The 16,938-nt window shown below is 72.1% G+C and carries 15 protein-coding genes and 1 tRNA gene; 10 read left to right on the top strand and 6 right to left on the bottom strand.

The window, feature by feature from the left end; translation table 11 throughout:
- Positions 1 to 793 precede the first annotated feature (793 nt).
- The 4 genes from ACPFP2_RS12295 to ACPFP2_RS12280 all read left to right on the top strand — a co-directional run bounded on the left by ACPFP2_RS12295 (position 794) and on the right by ACPFP2_RS12280 (position 6,547).
- Complete coding sequence (locus tag ACPFP2_RS12295) at positions 794 to 2,569, top strand: cellulose binding domain-containing protein (protein WP_424089044.1); 1,776 nt, start codon at positions 794 to 796, stop codon at positions 2,567 to 2,569.
- 161 nt (positions 2,570 to 2,730) lie between these two features.
- Positions 2,731 to 3,345 carry a hypothetical protein gene (locus tag ACPFP2_RS12290; protein WP_424089042.1) on the top strand — a complete coding sequence of 205 codons (615 nt, stop codon included), beginning with the start codon at positions 2,731 to 2,733 and terminating at the stop codon, positions 3,343 to 3,345.
- A 32-nt stretch (positions 3,346 to 3,377) separates the two neighbouring features.
- On the top strand, positions 3,378 to 3,872 hold the full coding sequence (locus tag ACPFP2_RS12285) for a hypothetical protein (RefSeq protein ID WP_424089320.1): 495 nt from the start codon (positions 3,378 to 3,380) through the stop codon (positions 3,870 to 3,872).
- Positions 3,873 to 3,964: 92 nt separating this feature from the next.
- Positions 3,965 to 6,547 (top strand): hypothetical protein, encoded by a 2,583-nt coding sequence (locus ACPFP2_RS12280; RefSeq protein ID WP_424089040.1) that lies wholly within the window; start codon positions 3,965 to 3,967, stop codon positions 6,545 to 6,547.
- Positions 6,548 to 6,653: 106 nt separating this feature from the next.
- Here ACPFP2_RS12280 and ACPFP2_RS12275 read toward each other — a convergent pair.
- Positions 6,654 to 6,740: transfer RNA gene (locus ACPFP2_RS12275), tRNA-Ser, on the bottom strand.
- A 75-nt stretch (positions 6,741 to 6,815) separates the two neighbouring features.
- Between ACPFP2_RS12275 and deoD the strand changes: the two genes are divergently transcribed.
- From deoD to ACPFP2_RS12260, 3 genes are all read left to right on the top strand, one after another.
- Complete coding sequence (gene deoD, locus ACPFP2_RS12270; RefSeq protein WP_424089038.1) at positions 6,816 to 7,523, top strand: purine-nucleoside phosphorylase; 708 nt, start codon at positions 6,816 to 6,818, stop codon at positions 7,521 to 7,523.
- A 120-nt stretch (positions 7,524 to 7,643) separates the two neighbouring features.
- The gene (locus ACPFP2_RS12265) at positions 7,644 to 8,285 is read left to right on the top strand and encodes a TetR family transcriptional regulator C-terminal domain-containing protein (RefSeq protein WP_424089036.1); all 642 of its coding nucleotides are present in this window, start codon (positions 7,644 to 7,646) and stop codon (positions 8,283 to 8,285) included.
- A complete protein-coding gene (locus ACPFP2_RS12260; RefSeq protein WP_424089034.1) occupies positions 8,282 to 8,749 on the top strand; it encodes an acyl-CoA thioesterase in 468 nt (155 codons plus the stop codon). The genes ACPFP2_RS12265 and ACPFP2_RS12260 overlap by 4 nt, the downstream gene beginning before the upstream one ends.
- Before the next feature lie 68 nt (positions 8,750 to 8,817).
- Here ACPFP2_RS12260 and ACPFP2_RS12255 read toward each other — a convergent pair whose 3' ends face one another.
- The 4 genes from ACPFP2_RS12255 to ACPFP2_RS12240 form a co-directional block, all read right to left on the bottom strand.
- Positions 8,818 to 9,279, bottom strand: a complete 462-nt coding sequence (locus ACPFP2_RS12255) for a nucleoside deaminase (RefSeq protein WP_424089318.1) — start codon at positions 9,277 to 9,279, stop codon at positions 8,818 to 8,820.
- Between the two features lie 229 nt (positions 9,280 to 9,508).
- The gene (locus ACPFP2_RS12250) at positions 9,509 to 10,036 is read right to left on the bottom strand and encodes a tRNA adenosine deaminase-associated protein (RefSeq protein WP_424089032.1); all 528 of its coding nucleotides are present in this window, start codon (positions 10,034 to 10,036) and stop codon (positions 9,509 to 9,511) included.
- Between the two features lie 117 nt (positions 10,037 to 10,153).
- Positions 10,154 to 10,321, bottom strand: coding sequence for a hypothetical protein (locus ACPFP2_RS12245; RefSeq protein WP_424089031.1), 168 nt, complete (start codon positions 10,319 to 10,321; stop codon positions 10,154 to 10,156).
- 73 nt (positions 10,322 to 10,394) lie between these two features.
- Positions 10,395 to 10,781 carry a hypothetical protein gene (locus ACPFP2_RS12240; RefSeq protein ID WP_424089029.1) on the bottom strand — a complete coding sequence of 129 codons (387 nt, stop codon included), beginning with the start codon at positions 10,779 to 10,781 and terminating at the stop codon, positions 10,395 to 10,397.
- 79 nt (positions 10,782 to 10,860) lie between these two features.
- On the opposite strand from ACPFP2_RS12240, the gene ACPFP2_RS12235 reads away from it, so the two are divergent.
- From ACPFP2_RS12235 to ACPFP2_RS12225, 3 genes are all read left to right on the top strand, one after another.
- Positions 10,861 to 11,607: a M23 family metallopeptidase gene (locus ACPFP2_RS12235; protein ID WP_424089027.1), complete on the top strand. Its 747-nt coding sequence runs from the start codon at positions 10,861 to 10,863 to the stop codon at positions 11,605 to 11,607.
- Positions 11,608 to 11,766: 159 nt separating this feature from the next.
- Positions 11,767 to 14,730, top strand: a complete 2,964-nt coding sequence (locus tag ACPFP2_RS12230) for a glycosyl hydrolase (RefSeq protein WP_424089025.1) — start codon at positions 11,767 to 11,769, stop codon at positions 14,728 to 14,730.
- A 75-nt stretch (positions 14,731 to 14,805) separates the two neighbouring features.
- On the top strand, positions 14,806 to 15,876 hold the full coding sequence (locus ACPFP2_RS12225) for a PHP domain-containing protein (RefSeq protein ID WP_424089023.1): 1,071 nt from the start codon (positions 14,806 to 14,808) through the stop codon (positions 15,874 to 15,876).
- A 24-nt stretch (positions 15,877 to 15,900) separates the two neighbouring features.
- Here ACPFP2_RS12225 and ACPFP2_RS12220 read toward each other — a convergent pair whose 3' ends face one another.
- Positions 15,901 to 16,881, bottom strand: coding sequence for a DMT family transporter (locus tag ACPFP2_RS12220; RefSeq protein WP_424089021.1), 981 nt, complete (start codon positions 16,879 to 16,881; stop codon positions 15,901 to 15,903).
- Between the last annotated feature and the right edge of the window lie 57 nt (positions 16,882 to 16,938).

Below are 16,938 nucleotides of genomic sequence, written 5' to 3'. Positions count from 1 at the left end.
CTTCCACTCGGTCATGTTATTCCCTGGGGTTGAGCGAGACGAGGGACTCACCCCCGGGCCTTTCATCGCCAAAGCGGCAAAAACGGGCGACTCGTGACTGCTGACGCGGCTCAATGGTGCAGGCTGCGGGCTCGCCGGCTACGTGCCGAGTAGTTCGCTACGGGTTAGGTCGAGTGGGGAGGACCGGGGCCGTCTCAGTTGTCGTCTCGTTCGGCCACGTCCAAGGTCATCCGGCGACGTCTCATCCCGCGTCGACGTCGCTGCCTAAGACAGCCACGGATCCAAGCGAACGTGAGGCGGCAGACTTGGAAAGCGTGTTGGGTTAACACCCTCACGAGTTCGAATCTCGTATCCTCCGCTCGCTTGAGCAGCACGAACGGAAGGGCCGGCCCCGTCGGGGACCGGCCCTTCGTCGTCTCCACGGGCCCGCTCCCCGTTCGGTGCGGCACCGATCGTCGCGGTCTACCTGTCGTCGTCGCGCCCCGCGCCACTCGACCACCGTTGAGCCGCGCCGAACGCGCAAGATCCTCACCCGTCGAGGTTGAACCTCTATACCGGTTCAGAAGATTTTGCTGCAAACTCTGACCCTCCCAGCAGGCATTCTCCGGCCCAGCGACACTTCGAGAGCTTGACAAGTTAACCGGTTCATCAGCACCATCGTCGATATCTCCTCTGGGTCGGCCGCCGGGGGCAAACGGCCGGTCGACCTCGTCCGGGCAGAGCTGGCACGCGACCGCGTCCCCGACGTCGTCGCGCGTCGTACGCCACCACCCGGATCCGTCAGGAGATCACCATGAGACACCGCGTACGCGCCCGAGCCGCCCTGGCCGGCGCGACGGCAGCCGTCACCGTGCTGGCCCCCGCCCTGGTCACCATGCCGAACGCGCAGGCCGCCGCTCCCGTCTGCGACGTCGTTTACCAGGTCACCAACGACTGGGGCTCGGGCGCCACCACGAACGTCACCGTCACCAACCTCACCGGCGCGGCAGTGGACGGCTGGAACGTCGGCTGGACCTTCCCCGGCGACCAGACGATCGGCGACATCTGGAACGCCACGAAGTCACAGTCCGGCGCGAGCGCCACCGCGAGCAACGTGAGCTGGAACGCCGCCATCCCGAACGGTGGTTCCGTCAGCTTCGGCTTCAACGTGACCTACAGCGGGTCGAACCCGGCACCGGCCGCCTTCACCCTCAACGGCATCGCCTGCGGCTCGGCGACGCCGCAGTCACCGACGCCGACGCCGACCGGCTCACCGACGGGCGATCCGAGTCCGACGGCCGAACCGACCCCGACGACCACCGCGCCGGCCGGCAACCTGGCGGTGAACCGACCGGTCACCGCCTCCTCGACGGAGAGCCCGCACACCGCCGCGCTGGCGGTCGACGGCAACGGCGGAACCCGTTGGTCCAGCCTGTACGCCGACCCGCAGTGGATCCAGGTCGACCTGGGCGCCACGTACCCGATCGCCCTGGTGCGGCTGCGCTGGGAGGCGGCGTACGGCAAGGCGTACCGGATCCAGACCTCGACGGACGGCACCACCTGGACCTCGGTGCACAGCACCACGACGGGAGACGGCGGCACCGACGACATCGCGCCCACCTCGGCCAGCGGCCGGTACGTCCGGATGTCGGGCACCGCGCGCGGCACGAGCTGGGGCTACTCCCTGTACGAGTTCGAGGTGTACGCGGTCGCGCCGCCCACCCCGCCGGGCCCGGACTGCGGCCAGACACCGGCCGACCCGGACGCGGACTCCAAGGTCCGCCACCTGATCTGCTACCTGAAGACGCACGCCTACGTCAGCGGCCAGACCGACCTGCCGGACGCCGACAGGGTGCAGCAGTTGACCGGCCGCTACCCGGCGATGGTCGCCTTCGACTTCATGGAGTACACCCGGGGCACCGTCCAGACCCAGCAGGTGATCGACTGGGCGCGGACCCGCAAGGGCATCGTCGCCTTCCAGTGGCACTGGTACTGCCCCCGGGGCGGCAACTACTCGGCGCCCTGCGACTTCGTGCCCGACCTGGGCAACCCGTCCTCGAAGCTGTACCAGGACATCGACCTGGTGGTCCGCGAGATCAAGAAGATGGGTGACGCCGGCGTGCCGGTGCTGTTCCGGCCGCTGCACGAGGCGAACAACAACTACATGTGGTGGGCGAAGAAGGGCCAGGACGCGTACAAGCAGCTCTGGCGGCTGATCTACCAGCGCGCCCAGTTGGCCGGGGCGCACAACATCGTCTGGGTGTTCAACGGCATGGCCAGCGGCCAGGGCACCTCGCTGGCCTCCTGGTACCCGGGTGACGGCTACGTCGACCTGGTCACCTCCGACTACTTCCAGAGCTGGAGCGACTTCGCCACCACCAAGGCGGTCAGCAGCGCCAAGACCACCGGCGTGGCGGAGACGTTCAGCCCGCTCAACCCCGCCTCGGACGCGCCGTGGCCGTATTTCGTGGTGTGGGCGTCGCGGGACTGGGCCGGCAGCGGCAGGGACGTGGCCGGGCTGTGGCGCACCGCGATGGCCGACCCGAGGACGATCTCCATCGACCAGCTTCCGGACATGACCGCCTGGTGACGCCGCGCCGCGAGGGCCGGCGTCGCGGTCGGGCCCGGCCCTCACGGGTACGCCACGACGCTGCGCCCGGCGGCCCGGTCCCGGTACCGTGCCCTGATCGACGGCGGAACACCCGTCGTACACATGTTCCATCCACAGGGTGTGGACGGCGGAGGGATCCGATGAGTTACCAGCTCAGCGCCGTCGTCGCGGACGTCGAGCTGCTGCGCGAGCAGACCGCCGACCTGGACCACGCGGTCCTCGCCGCGCTCCGCCAGGACTTCGCGCTGCTGCCGGTGACGCCGCAGCTGGTGCAGGAGCTGACCGGTGGGCTGCCCGACTTCGCCCCGGGCGAGCCGTCCGCCGCGCAGCCGTTCGAGCTGGTCCTCTCGCCGGTGTTGGACGAGCTGCTGGCCCGCTGGTCGCGGCAGGGGCCGGTGGCGTACCTGGAGGCGGAGTTCGCCGGCGGGCTGGGACGACAGGCGGCCGCGGTCTGGCTGCACGGGCGGGTCACCTTCGGTCCCTGCTACGACGACAGCTTCGCCGCACCGCGCCCGGACTGGCCGATCAACGCGGCGCTGGCCCGGCTGGGCACGGAGCCCGGCCGATGGATCGACCCCTTCGCCGAACTGGGGCTGCACCTGGAACGGAACACCGCCGGCTGGCTGACCCACGGGCGGCGCGGACTCTCCGCCGACTACTGGGACGAGCTGGCCGAGGAATGGGAAGAGCAGCAATCCGGCGATCAGCAGCAACCTGGACGCCTCGGTGCCGTTGGGGACTGGGGGATTCCATGAAATTGCGACAATTCGTGTTCATTGCGGCGCTGCTGACGGCTGCCTCGATCTCCGGCAGCGGCGTCCGTCCACAAGGGCCCGACGTGCCGGCACGGCCGATCGGCGCCACCGAGGTGGTGGGCCTGCACGGCCTGGACGACGCCGAGTTCGGCGACACCGAGCAGGAACTGGTCCGGCGCGGGGTGCTGCGCGCCGACGTCGACGCCTGCGGACCGACGCTGGCCGGGCACGAGTCGGCCAGTCCGATATTCGTCGACGACCGGCTGGTGCTGCTCTGGCTGGACGACCCGATGAGCACCTCGGAGGGGATCACCGTCGGCACTCCGGTCGACGAGGTGCGGGTCAGCCATCCGTCCGCCGTCCCGCTCGACGCTCCACAGGGGACGTACCGGTTCGACGGGCTGCTCGCCCGCGACGGCGACCGGGCGTACCTCTTCCTGCACGACGGCACCGCCGTACGCGAGATCATCGCCGGGTACGCCGACTGGGCCCGCCGCCTCTTCGACGAGGGCTACGGCCCCTGCTGACCGACCGCCCGGCCGATGGCCGCTGATCAACTCGCGTGGCATCATCGCCTGGCCCCGCGCAGTCGGCGCGGGACGTCACGGGGGAGTTGACGGTGAGCACAACCCTGCCCGCCTGCCGGGAGGACCGGACCCGCCGGGGAACACCACGGATCGCGCTGCTCGCCGCAGCGGTGCTGACCGTGCCGGCGTTCCTGGTCGGACCGTCCGCGCCGGATCCCGGCGGTACGACACCGGCGGCCGTCGTCGCCGGTGCCTCGGCGCCGGATGCCCGGCCCGCCACGTCGGCGCCGGTCGCCGCGCCCGGCACGTCCGCGCCAGCGACGGACACCACGACCGACCGGACGTCGACGGCGACCGCCCCGAGCCGGGCCAGCACGCCCGCACCGACGCCCGTGTCCGGCTCGACGGCGGCCGGGCTGACCACGGAGCAGACCCGGTACCGGTCGGCCAGGATCACCCAGTCGCCGAGGCGACCCGCGTGCGGCGGGGCGCTGGCCCTCGGCGCGGTCGGGACCTGCGCGTCGATCGTCGACCAGCAGGAACACCGGTGGACGGTCACCACGACCGCCGACCGGGACGTCCTGCTCACCCAGCTCGGCCGCAGCAGCAGCCTGGACCTCGACTCGGTCGGCGCGCGGCTGACCGACGCCGCCGGCCAGGAGTTCTGCCGGATCGGGGTCGACGCGGAGAGCTGCCAGCTCGGCGCCGCCGGCACGTACACGATCACCGTGAAGCTGCCGTACCCGACCGGACGCGGCAACTACACCATCGCGGTCGAGTCGACGCGCACCCCGTCGGCGTGCGGGACGCTCCCGGCCGAGCTGTTCCACTTCGGCGCGGCCGGACTCCCCCGGACGCTGCCCGCCGGCGCGGCCGCGCAGTGCCACCAGTTCGACCAGCCGCTGGACGCGCTGGCGCTGATCCGCTTGAAGGGTCCCGGTGACCTGCGCGGGCAGATCCTGGACGCGCAGCACGAGACGCTCTGCGTGAGCTCCTTCAACGGCATCGAGTGCCGGCTCAGCCGGCCGGGGCCGTACCGGCTGTTCACCTGGGAGTCCTACGGCAAGGAGAGCGCCCACACCATCACGGCGCGACGGCTGTCGGATCCGGCGGGCTGCCAGGCCCTGCCGCTGGCGCCGTTCGGCGACCCCGGTGACGCCGTCGGCACCGGCGCGACCCCGCCGGACGACCAGACCTGCCACACCTTCACCACCGACGCCCCCCGGCCGGCTCTCCTGCGCGCGGTGAGCGGCGAGGGGAGCACGTTCGGGTGGACGGTGCTCGACCACACCGGCGTACAGGTCTGCTCGGGGAGCACGTCGAGTGGCGTCCCCATCTGCGACCTGCCGGCTGCCGGCCGGTACACCCTGTTGGTCGGCGGCCCGCAGTACAGCGACCGGACGCACCACTACCGGATGGCGGTCACTCCGCTCGACCGGACCGACGGCTGCGCCCCGACCACCGGCTACGCCGCCTGGGACCAGCCGGGTCTCACGGTGCGCCAGACCTCGCCGGTGCAGACGAACTGCCAGCCGTTCGAGGGTCGGACCGGTGACCGCATCGCCCCCTACGTCCTGGACTGGCACCGGCTGGTGGACCGCAACGGCGCGCTGATCTGCACCGAGCCGTCCGACGAGATCGGGTGCGTGCTGCCGGCCGACGGCACCTACCGGATGATCTCGCACCTGTCCTCCTGGGACGCCGAGAGCACCGAGGCGACGTACCGGATGGCGATCCGCCGGCTCTCCGACCCGGTCGGCTGCCCGACGGTCCGCCCCGGGGCGTACAACGCGGCCCCCTCCGGCACGCCGAACACGGTGCCGTGCCAGATCCTGGAGATCCCGTCCGCCGGGGTCTACCGGGTGAAGGCGCTGCACGGCGACAACCTGCACGCGTACGCCCGGGTCCTGGACACCGCCGGCCGCACGATCTGCGGGGACGTCCGCTGCGAGTTCCCGGCGGCGGGCCGCTACACGCTGTTCCCCGTCAACGGTGGGCTGGCCGGCGACGTCGAGTACCGCGTCTCGCTGCTGCCGATCCGGCCGACCGGATGCGCGCCCGTCTCCGACGCCGGCTGGCGGGACGCGCCACACCGGGGCGACATCACGACCTCCGGTGAGGTCGACTGCGTCGCACTGCCCACCCCGTCCGGAGCGGGCCTCGCCGCGCTGCTGCCGACCGACCTCGCCATGAACATCGAGGTGGTCGATGCTGAGGGCGAGCCGGTGTGCAGCCTGTCCTCGTACCGGTGGTACAACTGCCGGCTGGACGGCCCGGCCCCGTACTCGGTGCTGCTCACCGGCGGAAGCTGGGTCACGCAGTTGCCGTACACGCTGGGCTTCGCCCGGGTCGACACGCCGGACTGCCCGGTGCTGCCGCGGGACGCGACGGGCGTCACCGTGACGACCGGCGCGGACCGTGTCGCGGCCTGCTACTCGATCCCGGCCGACCACGCCGCCCGGGAGAGCGTCACCTGGGCCCGCACCTCCGGCACCGGGCGCGCCCGCCTGCAGGTGTACGACAGCCAGGGCTGGTCACGCTGCGGCACGGTGGACCGCGTCGCCCAGGGAACGGTCACCTGCGACCTGCCGGCCGGGCCGGTCACGGTGCTGCTCCAGACCGACGGTGCCGCCGCGTCGTACCAGCTCACCCGCCGGGACGCCGGCACCTCGTGACACCCGGTGGGCCGGTCCCGTGGGGGCCGGCCCACCGCACAGGCCGTACACGAGAACGCCCGGTGCGATCCTCACGGATCGACCGGGCGTTCTCGTTTGTCACGAGCGGTGGCGGCGGGATTTGAACCCGCGGAGGGCGTAAACCCTCACACGCTTTCGAGGCGTGCTCCTTAGGCCACTCGGACACGCCACCGCCGACGAGGGTACAGGACCACGGGTTCGGATGCCGAACCGGTATCCCTCCGGCCGGCCTGGCAGGATCTTTGCCATGAGTACGCACATCGGCGCGAAGCCGGGAGAGATCGCCGAGCGGGTCCTGATGCCGGGCGACCCGCTGCGGGCCAAGTGGATCGCGGAGACCTACCTCGAGGACGCCACGTGCTACTCGACGGTCCGGGGCATGCTGGGCTTCACCGGCCGCTGGAACGGCGTCGAGGTGTCCGTCCAGGGCTCCGGCATGGGCATGCCGTCCGCCTCGATCTACGCCCACGAACTGATCAACGAGTACGGCGTGAAGACCCTGATCCGGGTCGGCTCCTGCGGTGCCCTCACCGAGGACCTCCAGTTGCGCGACGTGGTCGCCGCGATCGGGTCGTCCACCGACTCGAACATGAACCGGATGCGCTTCGACGGGCTGATCGACTACGCCCCGGTGGCGGACTTCGGCCTGCTGCGCACCTCGGTCGAGGTGGCCGAGCGGCGCGGCATCCAGATGCACGTGGGCCCGATCCTGGCGGCGGACGCCTTCTACACGGACCGGCCGGACCTCTACGACGCGCTCGCCGACTACGGCGTGCTGGCCGTCGAGATGGAGTCCGCGGCGCTGTACACGATCGCGGCCCGGTTCAGGGCGCGGGCGCTGACCATCCTGACCGTCAGCGACCACATCAAGACCGGCGAGAAGACCACGTCGCAGGAACGCGAGCAGACCTTCGGTCAGATGGTCGAGATCGCCCTGGACACCGCCATCGCCTGAGTTCCTCGACGCCGCCGCCCCGCCGTTCCGTCCGGACGGCGGGGCGGTGTCGTACGGCGGTGACCACGGTCACCCGAGAAAAGTATACGACCGGTCGTGCTTATTTATTAGGCTCTGCCCATGACAGTCGACGGACGCCTCGCGCGGGGTGATCGGACCCGCGGCGCGGCGCTGGACGCCGCCGTGGTGCTGGCCACCGAGGTCGGCCTGGACGGGCTCTCCCTCGCCCGGCTCGCCGACACCCTCGGCGTCAGCAAGTCCGGCCTCTTCGCGCACTGGCGGTCCAAGGAGGCGCTCCAGCTCGCCACCGTCGACCGGGCCGTCGAGCAGTGGCAGGAGCGGATCGTCGCACCGGGGCTGCGCGCCCCGGCGGGCGTACGGCGGCTCTTGGCGCTGCACCAGGCCCGGATCGACTTCTACGCCGCCCGGGTGCTCCCCGGCGGCTGCTTCTTCGCCAGCACGGACTTCGAGTACAACGCCCGTCCCGGCCCGGTCCGGGACCGGCTCGCCGAGGTGTTCGGCCGGTGGACCGCGTTCCTCGAACGGCTCGTCCGGGAGGCCGTGGAGGCCGGTGAGCTTCCCGCCGGCACCGACGTGTCGCAGCTGGCGTACGAGATCGACGCCCTCGGGATCGCCGCCGCGATGCGCTCGCGGCTGCTGGAGCCCGACACCGCCTACCGGCACGCCCGCCAGGGTCTGCTGGACCGCCTGCGGGCGCTGTGCCCCGATCCCACCCTGCTACCGGAAGGTGGTCTCCCGTGAGCCACACCGTCATCGACCCGCCCGCCGTCGAGTTCGGTCACGTCGAGCACGTTCCCGTGCACTTCGACGACCTCGACGCCCTCGGCATCCTGCACAACGCCCGGTACGCGGTGCTGCTGGAACGCGCGCTGACCCCGTACTGGGCCGCCCGCGGGATCTCCTTCCGGGGCGGCTCGGCCAGCGCCCCCGACGTGTTCCACGCGGTGCGCGAGTTCGCCATCACCTTCCGGGCCCCGATCACCGGGACCGGGCCGGTGGCGGTGCACTTCTGGCTCGACCACTTCGGCACCAGCAGCGCCGAGTACGGCTACCAGTTCCGTTCGCCGGACGGCCGCACGGTGCACGCCGAGGGCCGGCGGGCGATCGTCCGGCTCGACCCGGCGACCCTGCGGCCGACCCGGTGGACCGAAGCCGCCCGCGCGGTCGCCGCGACCCTGCTGCGTCCCGCCACGACCCCGGCCTGAGAAGGGCACCGGCCTGGGAAGGACACCGGCCTGGGAAGGACACCGGTCGGCCGGCGGCGTGGAGCAGGTCAGCGGAAGAAGGCCCGCAGGACGGCGGCGTTCTCCGCCTCCAGCACCCCGCCGTAGACCTCGGGGCGGTGGTTGAGCCGGCGGTCGCGCAGCACGTCCCAGAGCGACCCGGCGGCCCCGGTCTTGGGCTCCCACGCGCCGAAGACCACGGTCGAGATCCGGGCCAGGACCAACGCGCCCGCGCACATCGTGCACGGCTCCAGGGTCACCACGAGGGTGCAGTCGTCCAGCCGCCAGCGGCCGAGCCGCTCGGCGGCCCGGCGCAGCGCCAGCACCTCGGCGTGGGCGGTCGGGTCCGCGGTCAGCTCGCGCTCGTTGCGTCCGACGGCCAGCTCGGCGCCGTCCGGGCCGTAGACCACCGCGCCCACCGGCACGTCGTCGACCGGCACGCCACCCTCCGGGGCGGCGGCACCGGCCGGTGGCTCCGGGCCGGTGACCGCGACCTCCAGCGCCCGGCGCATCCACAGCTCGTGCCGCTGCCGGCGGCCCGGCCCCTCCGGTCCGGCCAGCCCCTCGTCCGCCCCCGGGCCGACCCGCCCAACCGCGCCGGGGGTGGGTTGTCCCGGTCGTACGGTCCCCAGGGCCGGGTCGGTGGCGTCGGCCGGCTCGGCGGCGCTCGCCAGCGGCGACCCGCCGCCGGACAGCTCGGGGCGACCGCCGGCCGGCTCGGCCCCGCCCGGCGACGAGGGCTCAGACCTCACGCAGCTCCTCGACCTCGTCGGCGCAGCCGAGCACCTGGCACACCTCGGCGGTGACGTCGGCCGGGAGCATCCCCTCGTGGGCACAGAGCCGGAGCAGCTTCTGGGCGGAGATGCCCAGGTCGGCGAGGATGTCGGCGTCGCCGACCGGGTCGGCCTCCGGGTCCACCGCGGGCTGCTCGCTCTCCTCGCCACCGCCGGTGGCGGGCCGGGCCTCCTCGGTGTCGTCCAGCCCGGTGACCGAGGTCTTCAGGTCGCCGACGAGCAGCGCGCCGAGGCGGGACTCCTCGGCGTACGCCGAGTCGGAGCCGAAGATCCGCAGATCCTCCCCCTCGTCCAGCCGCAGGATCACCAGGTACGTGTCGTCGGCCTCGACGAAGAGCAGGGAGAGGTCGGCGTCCGGCTCGACGTCGCGCAGCCGGTCGGCGACGTCGTCGACGTCGGTGGCACCGCGCAGGTTCACCTCGGCGGCGGTCCAGCCGCCCTCGACGCGCACCACGGCGGCAGCGAAGTACGACACGGTTCCCCCAATGGCCTCGGCACAGCTCGCCGACTCGTTACGCGTGCACGTTAACCGGTCGGGTCGGCAGGCGACCGGTCAACGCCCCGAAGGGCCGGTCATTCCTGGAAAGTCGGTTCAGCCCGTGACGCGGCGACGGGTCGCGATCAGCTGCCGCAGCTGTTCGGTCCGTTCCCGCTGCGGCCGGTCGCGCCTGCGTACCGCGCGGGCCCCCGCCAGCTCGGCGAGAATCTGCAGGCGGCGACGGCTGCGATCAGGGTCGAGCCGCGGGGTGGTCCAGGCCATACCGGAAAGCGTCCCCAGTCACAGCGAGTACGTCAAGATGGCGTTCGAAACGGAGTGGACCGATCACCGGTCGTCACCACATCGGCCAGTTCGCGCTGGTCGCCCAGCGGACGAGCACGACCGCGAACGCGATGCTCCAGCCACCCGCCGTGACGATCGCCACCCCCGTGGCGACGCCCCGGTCGCCGTACCGGACCAGGGCCAGTGCGGCCGACCAGGCGATCCCGCCGGCGACGGCCGTCCACCAGGCGTAGCCGGGGACGTCCCGGCCGAGGAGGCCGAAGAGCAGCAGCCAGGCGGCGGCGAGGGCGGCGCCGGCGGCCACTCCGCTGCCGGTCACCGGGTGCGGCTCGCGCCAGGTGGGCCGGCGCGGTGGCCCGGAGGGGAACAACCCCGAGGGGGTACGCGCCAGGAAGTGGCCGGCCGCCGGCGCGGCCGGGTACGCGGGCTGACCGTCCATCTGGTGTCACTGCTCCCGTCGACGTCGCCCGGTGCTCCTCGGGCACCGTCCCACCGTAGCCTTCTGTCAGGATTGCCGGATGTCCTCGCGATCGATCGACCGCCGTCGTACCCGGTCGGCGTACCCGCTCCTGCTGCTGCTCGTGCCGGCGCTGCTGGCCGGCTGCGCGGGCGGGGACCGGCCGACGGCGGCGCCGAGCGCGGTGTGGGACGCACCGAGCGCGCCGGCCACCGGGGCGCAGCCGGCGGCGACGGACGCGAGCCCGACGCCGCGCGCCGTCGCGCCGTCGCCGAGCCGGTCGCCGGCCCGGCGGGTCTTTCCGGTACGCGCGGACGACGTGGCCTACCACCCGACCCACTCCACGTACCCGGGCACGGACATCTTCGCCGACTGCGGGGAGCCGGTGGTGGCGGTGACCGACGGGACGATCCTGGAGGTGAGCCGGGTCGACCGGTTCGACACGCGGGGGCCACGGGGGCCGTACAACGGCGGGCTGTCGGTGTCGTTGCTCGGCGACGACGGGGTGCGGTACTACGGCTCGCACCTGCGCGTGATCAGCCCGGGCGTGGACGCCGGGGTGCGGGTACGCGCCGGACAGCGGCTCGGCGAGGTGGGCCGGACGGGCAACGCGAACAACGTCTGCCACCTCCACTTCGGCCTGTCGCCGAAGTGCACCGGGCGCGAGGACTGGTGGATCCGGCGCGGGGTCGTCTGGCCGGCGAAGTACCTGGATTCCTGGCGCCGGGGCGGCAACCGTTCACCGGTCGCGGAGATCACCGCGTGGGAGCGCGAACACGGCTGCCCAGAGGCCCCGGTCGCCGGTTGACCAGGCCAGGCAACGGTTCCGTCATCTGAGGGACACATTGACGAAAGGCTTGTGACTCAGTTAACGTCCGATTTAGAGAGAGCGCTCTCTCACGTAACAAACCCCCTGATTCCGACGAACTGCGCGACCGACCCCGTACCCCGGCGCGCTGGAGGACAGATGAAACCTCCCGTCCCACACCGCCGCACCCCCTGGGTGCTCGCCTCCACCACCGCACTCGCCGTCTTCGTTGCCGGCCTCACCTTCACCGCCGCCACCGGCACCGCCGAAGCTGCCACCGTCGGCGCGGGCAGCTACACCACCGACCGGGTGGGACCGCTCCCCGCCGGCTGCGGTGAGATGTCCACCAACCCCCGACAGTTCGCCACCGCCAACGCACCGGCCGGGCCGATCCCCACCAACGACTGGTGGTCGTCCCTGCTGTGGAAGAAGACGAACTGCTCCTACAGCGAGCCGCTGCACGCGCACCCCCTGTCGTACCAGGCGTTCAGCGACGGGCTCGGCTTCTCGGCCACCTCCACCCCCACCATCAGCGGCACCGCCACCGGGGTGGGCGAGTTCAAGTACGCGTACTCGGAGGACTTCCGGGTCGGCGTGACCGCGCTCGGCGTGCCGATCGTCAAGGTCGACGACTGGAGCGACTGGACGGTCAGCCCGTACTGGAGCGACGGCGTGCGCACCATGCGCGCCACCATCGGGCACGGCCTGCCGTTCTCGTACTTCCAGACCAGCGGTGGCGAGGCGAACATCAACCCGACCGGGGGCAGCCCCACGGTCTGGTCCAACAGCGGCTCCACCATCGGCTTCACCATCAAGGGCCACGACTACGTCGCCTACGCCCCGACCGGCGCCAGCTGGTCGGTCACCAATGGACGGATCACGTCCAACCTGGCCGGCAAGGGCTACTTCTCCATCGCCCTGCTGCCCACCACGCCGACGACCGAGGCCACGGCCCGCGCCCAACTGGCCGCCACCTACGGCCAGCACGCCCACGCCCACATCACCGGCACCCGCGTCTCGTACGCCTACAACCAGGCGTCCGGCACGGTGAACACCACGTACGCCTTCACCACGCAGGCCAAGGAGGGCACCACCACGAAGACGGTGGTCAGCCTCTACCCGCACCAGTGGAAGGCGCTGACCGGGTCCACCCCGCTCACCCTGACCTACCCGTCGGCCCGCGGCCGGATGAAGGTGCTCACCGGGGTCAGCGAGTTCCGCACCTCGATGAAGTACCACGGCGTGCTGCCCGAACTGCCCGCCGTCGGCACCGGCAGCGGCGCGGACCTGGCCCAGCTCAAGGACCAGCTCGCCGCGCTGCGGGGCAACCCGATGGACGCCCGTGGCGGCGACACCTACTGGACCGGCAAGGGCCTCGGCCGGGCCGCCCGGATCGCCGAGATCGCCGACCTGGTCGGTGACACCGAGACCCGCACCGTCGCGTTGAACGCCATCCGCACCACGCTCAACGACTGGTTCACCGCGGCGCCCGGGAAGACCGCCAAGATCTTCTACTACGACGAGAAGTGGGGCACCCTGATCGGCTACCCGGCGTCGTACGGGTCCGACCTGGAGCTCAACGACCACCACTTCCACTACGGCTACTTCATCGCCGCTGCCGCGACCCTGGCCAAGTTCGACCCGTCGTGGGCGAAGCAGGACCAGTACGGCGGCATGGTCGACCTGCTGATCCGGGACGCCAACAACTACAGCCGTAGCGACACGCGCTTCCCGTACCTGCGCGACTTCGACATCTACGCCGGGCACGACTGGGCCTCCGGGCACGGCTCGTTCCACGCCGGCAACAACCAGGAGTCCTCGTCGGAGGGGATGAACTTCGCCAACGCGCTGATCCAGTGGGGTCAGGCCACCGGCAACACCGCCGTACGCGACGCGGGCGTCTTCATCTACACCACCCAGGCGGCGGCGATCCAGGAGTACTGGTTCGACGCCGACGACGAGAACTTCCCGGCGAACTTCGGCCACTCCACGGTCGGCATGGTCTGGGGTGACGGCGGCGCGTACGCCACCTGGTTCAGCGCCGACCCGGAGATGATCCAGGGCATCAACATGCTCCCGGTCACCGGTGGCCACCTGTACATGGGCTACAACCCGGACTACAACAAGGTCAACTACGCCGAACTGGTCCGCAACAACGGCGGCGAACCCACCGTGTGGCAGGACATCCTCTGGCAGTTCCTGGCCCTCGGGGACCCGGACGCCGCGCTGTCCAAGCTGCGCGCCAACCCCGGGTACACCCCGGAGGAGGGCGAGAGCCGGGCGCACACGTTCCACTGGATCCGCAACCTCGCCGCGCTGGGCCAGCCCGACACGTCGATCACCGCCAACCACCCGCTGGCGGCGGTCTTCAACCGCAACGGGGCCCGCACCTACGTGGCGAGCAACATCACCGCCGCGCCGCTGACGGTCACCTTCTCCGACGGCACCAGCCTCACGGTCGCCGCCGGGAAGACCGCCACCAAGGGGGCGCACACCTGGAGCGGCGGCAACGCCAACGGCGGCATCGACCCGTCGGGCTCGCCCTCGCCGGACCCGTCCGAGACGAGCCCGTCGCCGGACCCGAGCGAGACCAGCCCGAGCCCGGACCCGTCCGAGACCAGCCCGAGCCCCGACCCGACCACCCCGCCGCCGAGCGACTCGCCGACCCGCTACCTGCTCCCCGCCGGGGGACTCGCGGCGGCCGGCACCCCGTCGACCGTCACGGTCGCCGGCGCCGGCGGCACCAACCGGGACGGAACTCCGCACAATCCCTTGGTGTTCACCTCGACCGGCCTGGACATGACCTACGCCGGTGGACAGACCACGTTCGACCTGTTCCTCGACGCCAACCAGGCGGTCGGCAACGGGGTGCAGACCCGGGTCTCCTACGACCTGACCGGCGACGGCACCTTCGACCGGGTGGAGACGTACCGTTACTTCCCCACCGACCCGGTGCCCGGCTACGAGCACTACACCCAGCACGCCGGCCTGCTCTCCTCGACCGGAGCGCTGGGCAACCTGTCGAACGGCACCGTGAAGGTGGAGGTCTGGTCCGCCATCGGCGTCCACCCGACCACCCTCGGCATCGGTGACCAGTCGTTCGTCAAGCTCCCGTACGCCTGATCCGACCGCACCACCACCAGGTCCGCGCCGCCGGTCGTACCCCGACCGGCGGCGCGGACGCGTAGGTTGCAGGGCATGACCGCGCGGGACCCTGTCGCCGACCTTCGCCGGATCGCCTTCCTGCTGGAACGGGCCAACGAGGCCACCTACCGGGTACGGGCGTTCCGCTCCGCGGCGAAGACGCTGGCCGGGCTGCCCGCGACGGAGGTCGCCGAGCGGGCCCGGACCGGCAAACTGACCGAGCTGACCGGCGTCGGCGACGTCACGGCCCGGTGCGTGGTCGAGTCGCTGGCCGGGGAGGAGCCGGTCTACCTGCGCCGGCTGGTCGCCACCGAGGGCACCGACCTGGACGCGGCGGCGACCGCCCTGCGCACCGCGCTGCGCGGCGACTGCCACACGCACTCCGACTGGTCGGACGGTGGATCGCCGATCGAGGAGATGGCGCTGGCCGCGGTCGAGCTGGGTCACGAGTACCTGGTGCTGACCGACCACTCGCCCCGGCTGAAGGTGGCCCGCGGTCTCACCGCCGACCGGCTGCGCCAGCAGCTCGACCATGTGGCGGCGGTCAACGAGGCGCTGCCGAAGGGGTTCCGCATCCTCACCGGCATCGAGGTGGACATCCTCGCCGACGGCTCGCTGGACCAGGACGAGGAGCTGCTGGCCCGCCTCGACGTGGTGGTCGGCTCGGTGCACAGCGGCCTGAACGACGACCGGGCCAGGATGACCCGCCGGATGCTGGCCGCGATCGCCAACCCGCACCTGGACATCCTCGGGCACTGCACCGGGCGGATGGTGGCGTCCCGACCGGCCGGGGTGAAGGGCCCGGGTGACCGGGCGCACCGGCCGCGTACCCGGGCGGAGAGCGACTTCGACGCGGACGCCGTCTTCGCCGCGTGCGCCGAGCACGGCGTGGCCGTCGAGATCAACTCTCGGCCGGAGCGGCAGGACCCGCCGAAGCGGCTGATCCGGCGGGCGCTGGAGGCGGGCTGCCGGTTCGCGATCAACACCGACGCCCACGCCCCCGGTCAGCTCGACTGGCAGCGCTTCGGCTGCGAGCGGGCGACGCTCTGCGGGGTGCCGGCCGACCGGGTGGTCAACACCTGGAAGGCCGACCGCCTGGTCAGGTGGGCCACGACCCACCGATGACGCGGCCCGCGTCCCGACCGAGGGTCAGCGGGCCACCGGCTCGACGGCCGGCACGGCGGGAGCGCCCGCGCCGACGGTCGGGCGGGGCCGACGGCGGCCGACCAGGCCCTGCGCCACCGCGACGCCGAGCAGCACGATCAGCGCACCGACCGGCTGGTGCCAGTTCAGCCGCTCGCCGAGCACCAGCGCGCCGATCAGCACGGCGAAGACCGGGATCAGATAGGTCACGGTGGAGGCGGTGCTCGCCCCGGCCACCCGGATGTTGCGCAGGTTGATCACGAAGGCCAGACCGGTGCCGAGCGCGCCGAGCGCGACCACGCTGCCCAGCACCGGCAGCGACAGGTCGGCGGGGACCTGCGGCGCGCCGGCCGCCAGCGGCCCCACGACCGCGAGCTGCGCCGTCGCCACCAGCAGCTGCGCCGCCGACAGCGACAGGCCGGAGTACGCGCTGCCGGCGATGAACTTCTTCTGGTACGGAATCGCGACGCCGTAGCAGGCCGCCGCCCCGAAGCACATCAGCTGGCCGACGAAGTGCGCGCCGCCGACGCCCTCCCAGACGCCGAGCACCACCAGCACGCCCAGGAAGCCCAGCCCGAGCCCGACCGCCGCCCGCGCGGTCAGCCGCTCGGTACGGAAGACCAGCACCGCCAGCGGCAGCACGATCAGCGGCGTGGTGGCGTTCCAGATGCCGGCCAGCATCGACTCGACCCGCTGCTCACCGAAGCCGAAGAGGGTGAACGGGATGGCCACGCCGAACGCGGCGACCACCACCATGTGCGCCCAGACCCGGGGCTCGCGCGGCAGCCGGTCGCGCAGCACGGCGAGCACCACCAGCAGGGTGGCCGCACCGGTGGCGACCCGGTAGAGGGTGAGGTGCAGCGGGTGCAGTTCCTCGATGCCCACCTTGATGAAGAGGAAGCTCGAACCCCAGATCGCCGCGAGGGCGACGAAGCCCGGCAGCCAGCTGCGCAGCGGCGCCTTGTCAGGAGTGATATCGGCCGTCACCCCTGACACTCTGCCCCAGGGGTACGACGAAGTCCCGCGAAATCACCACGCCGTGTC

It is taken from the genome of Micromonospora citrea (assembly GCF_049629545.1).
Lineage (GTDB): Bacteria > Actinomycetota > Actinomycetes > Mycobacteriales > Micromonosporaceae > Micromonospora > Micromonospora citrea_A.
The sequence above is the reverse complement of the archived record's forward strand: the minus strand, read 5'-3'. Positions and strand labels throughout refer to the sequence as shown.

Coding starts and splice junctions, on each gene's coding strand:
- deoD (WP_424089038.1), top strand. CDS start 6,816: ATGAGTACGCACATCGGCGCGAAGCCGGGAGAGATCGCCGAGCGGGTC.
- ACPFP2_RS12230 (WP_424089025.1), top strand. CDS start 11,767: ATGAAACCTCCCGTCCCACACCGCCGCACCCCCTGGGTGCTCGCCTCC.
- ACPFP2_RS12240 (WP_424089029.1), bottom strand. CDS start 10,781: ATGGACGGTCAGCCCGCGTACCCGGCCGCGCCGGCGGCCGGCCACTTC.
- ACPFP2_RS12290 (WP_424089042.1), top strand. CDS start 2,731: ATGAGTTACCAGCTCAGCGCCGTCGTCGCGGACGTCGAGCTGCTGCGC.
- ACPFP2_RS12235 (WP_424089027.1), top strand. CDS start 10,861: ATGTCCTCGCGATCGATCGACCGCCGTCGTACCCGGTCGGCGTACCCG.
- ACPFP2_RS12255 (WP_424089318.1), bottom strand. CDS start 9,279: ATGCGCCGGGCGCTGGAGGTCGCGGTCACCGGCCCGGAGCCACCGGCC.
- ACPFP2_RS12295 (WP_424089044.1), top strand. CDS start 794: ATGAGACACCGCGTACGCGCCCGAGCCGCCCTGGCCGGCGCGACGGCA.
- ACPFP2_RS12225 (WP_424089023.1), top strand. CDS start 14,806: ATGACCGCGCGGGACCCTGTCGCCGACCTTCGCCGGATCGCCTTCCTG.
- ACPFP2_RS12265 (WP_424089036.1), top strand. CDS start 7,644: ATGACAGTCGACGGACGCCTCGCGCGGGGTGATCGGACCCGCGGCGCG.
- ACPFP2_RS12245 (WP_424089031.1), bottom strand. CDS start 10,321: ATGGCCTGGACCACCCCGCGGCTCGACCCTGATCGCAGCCGTCGCCGC.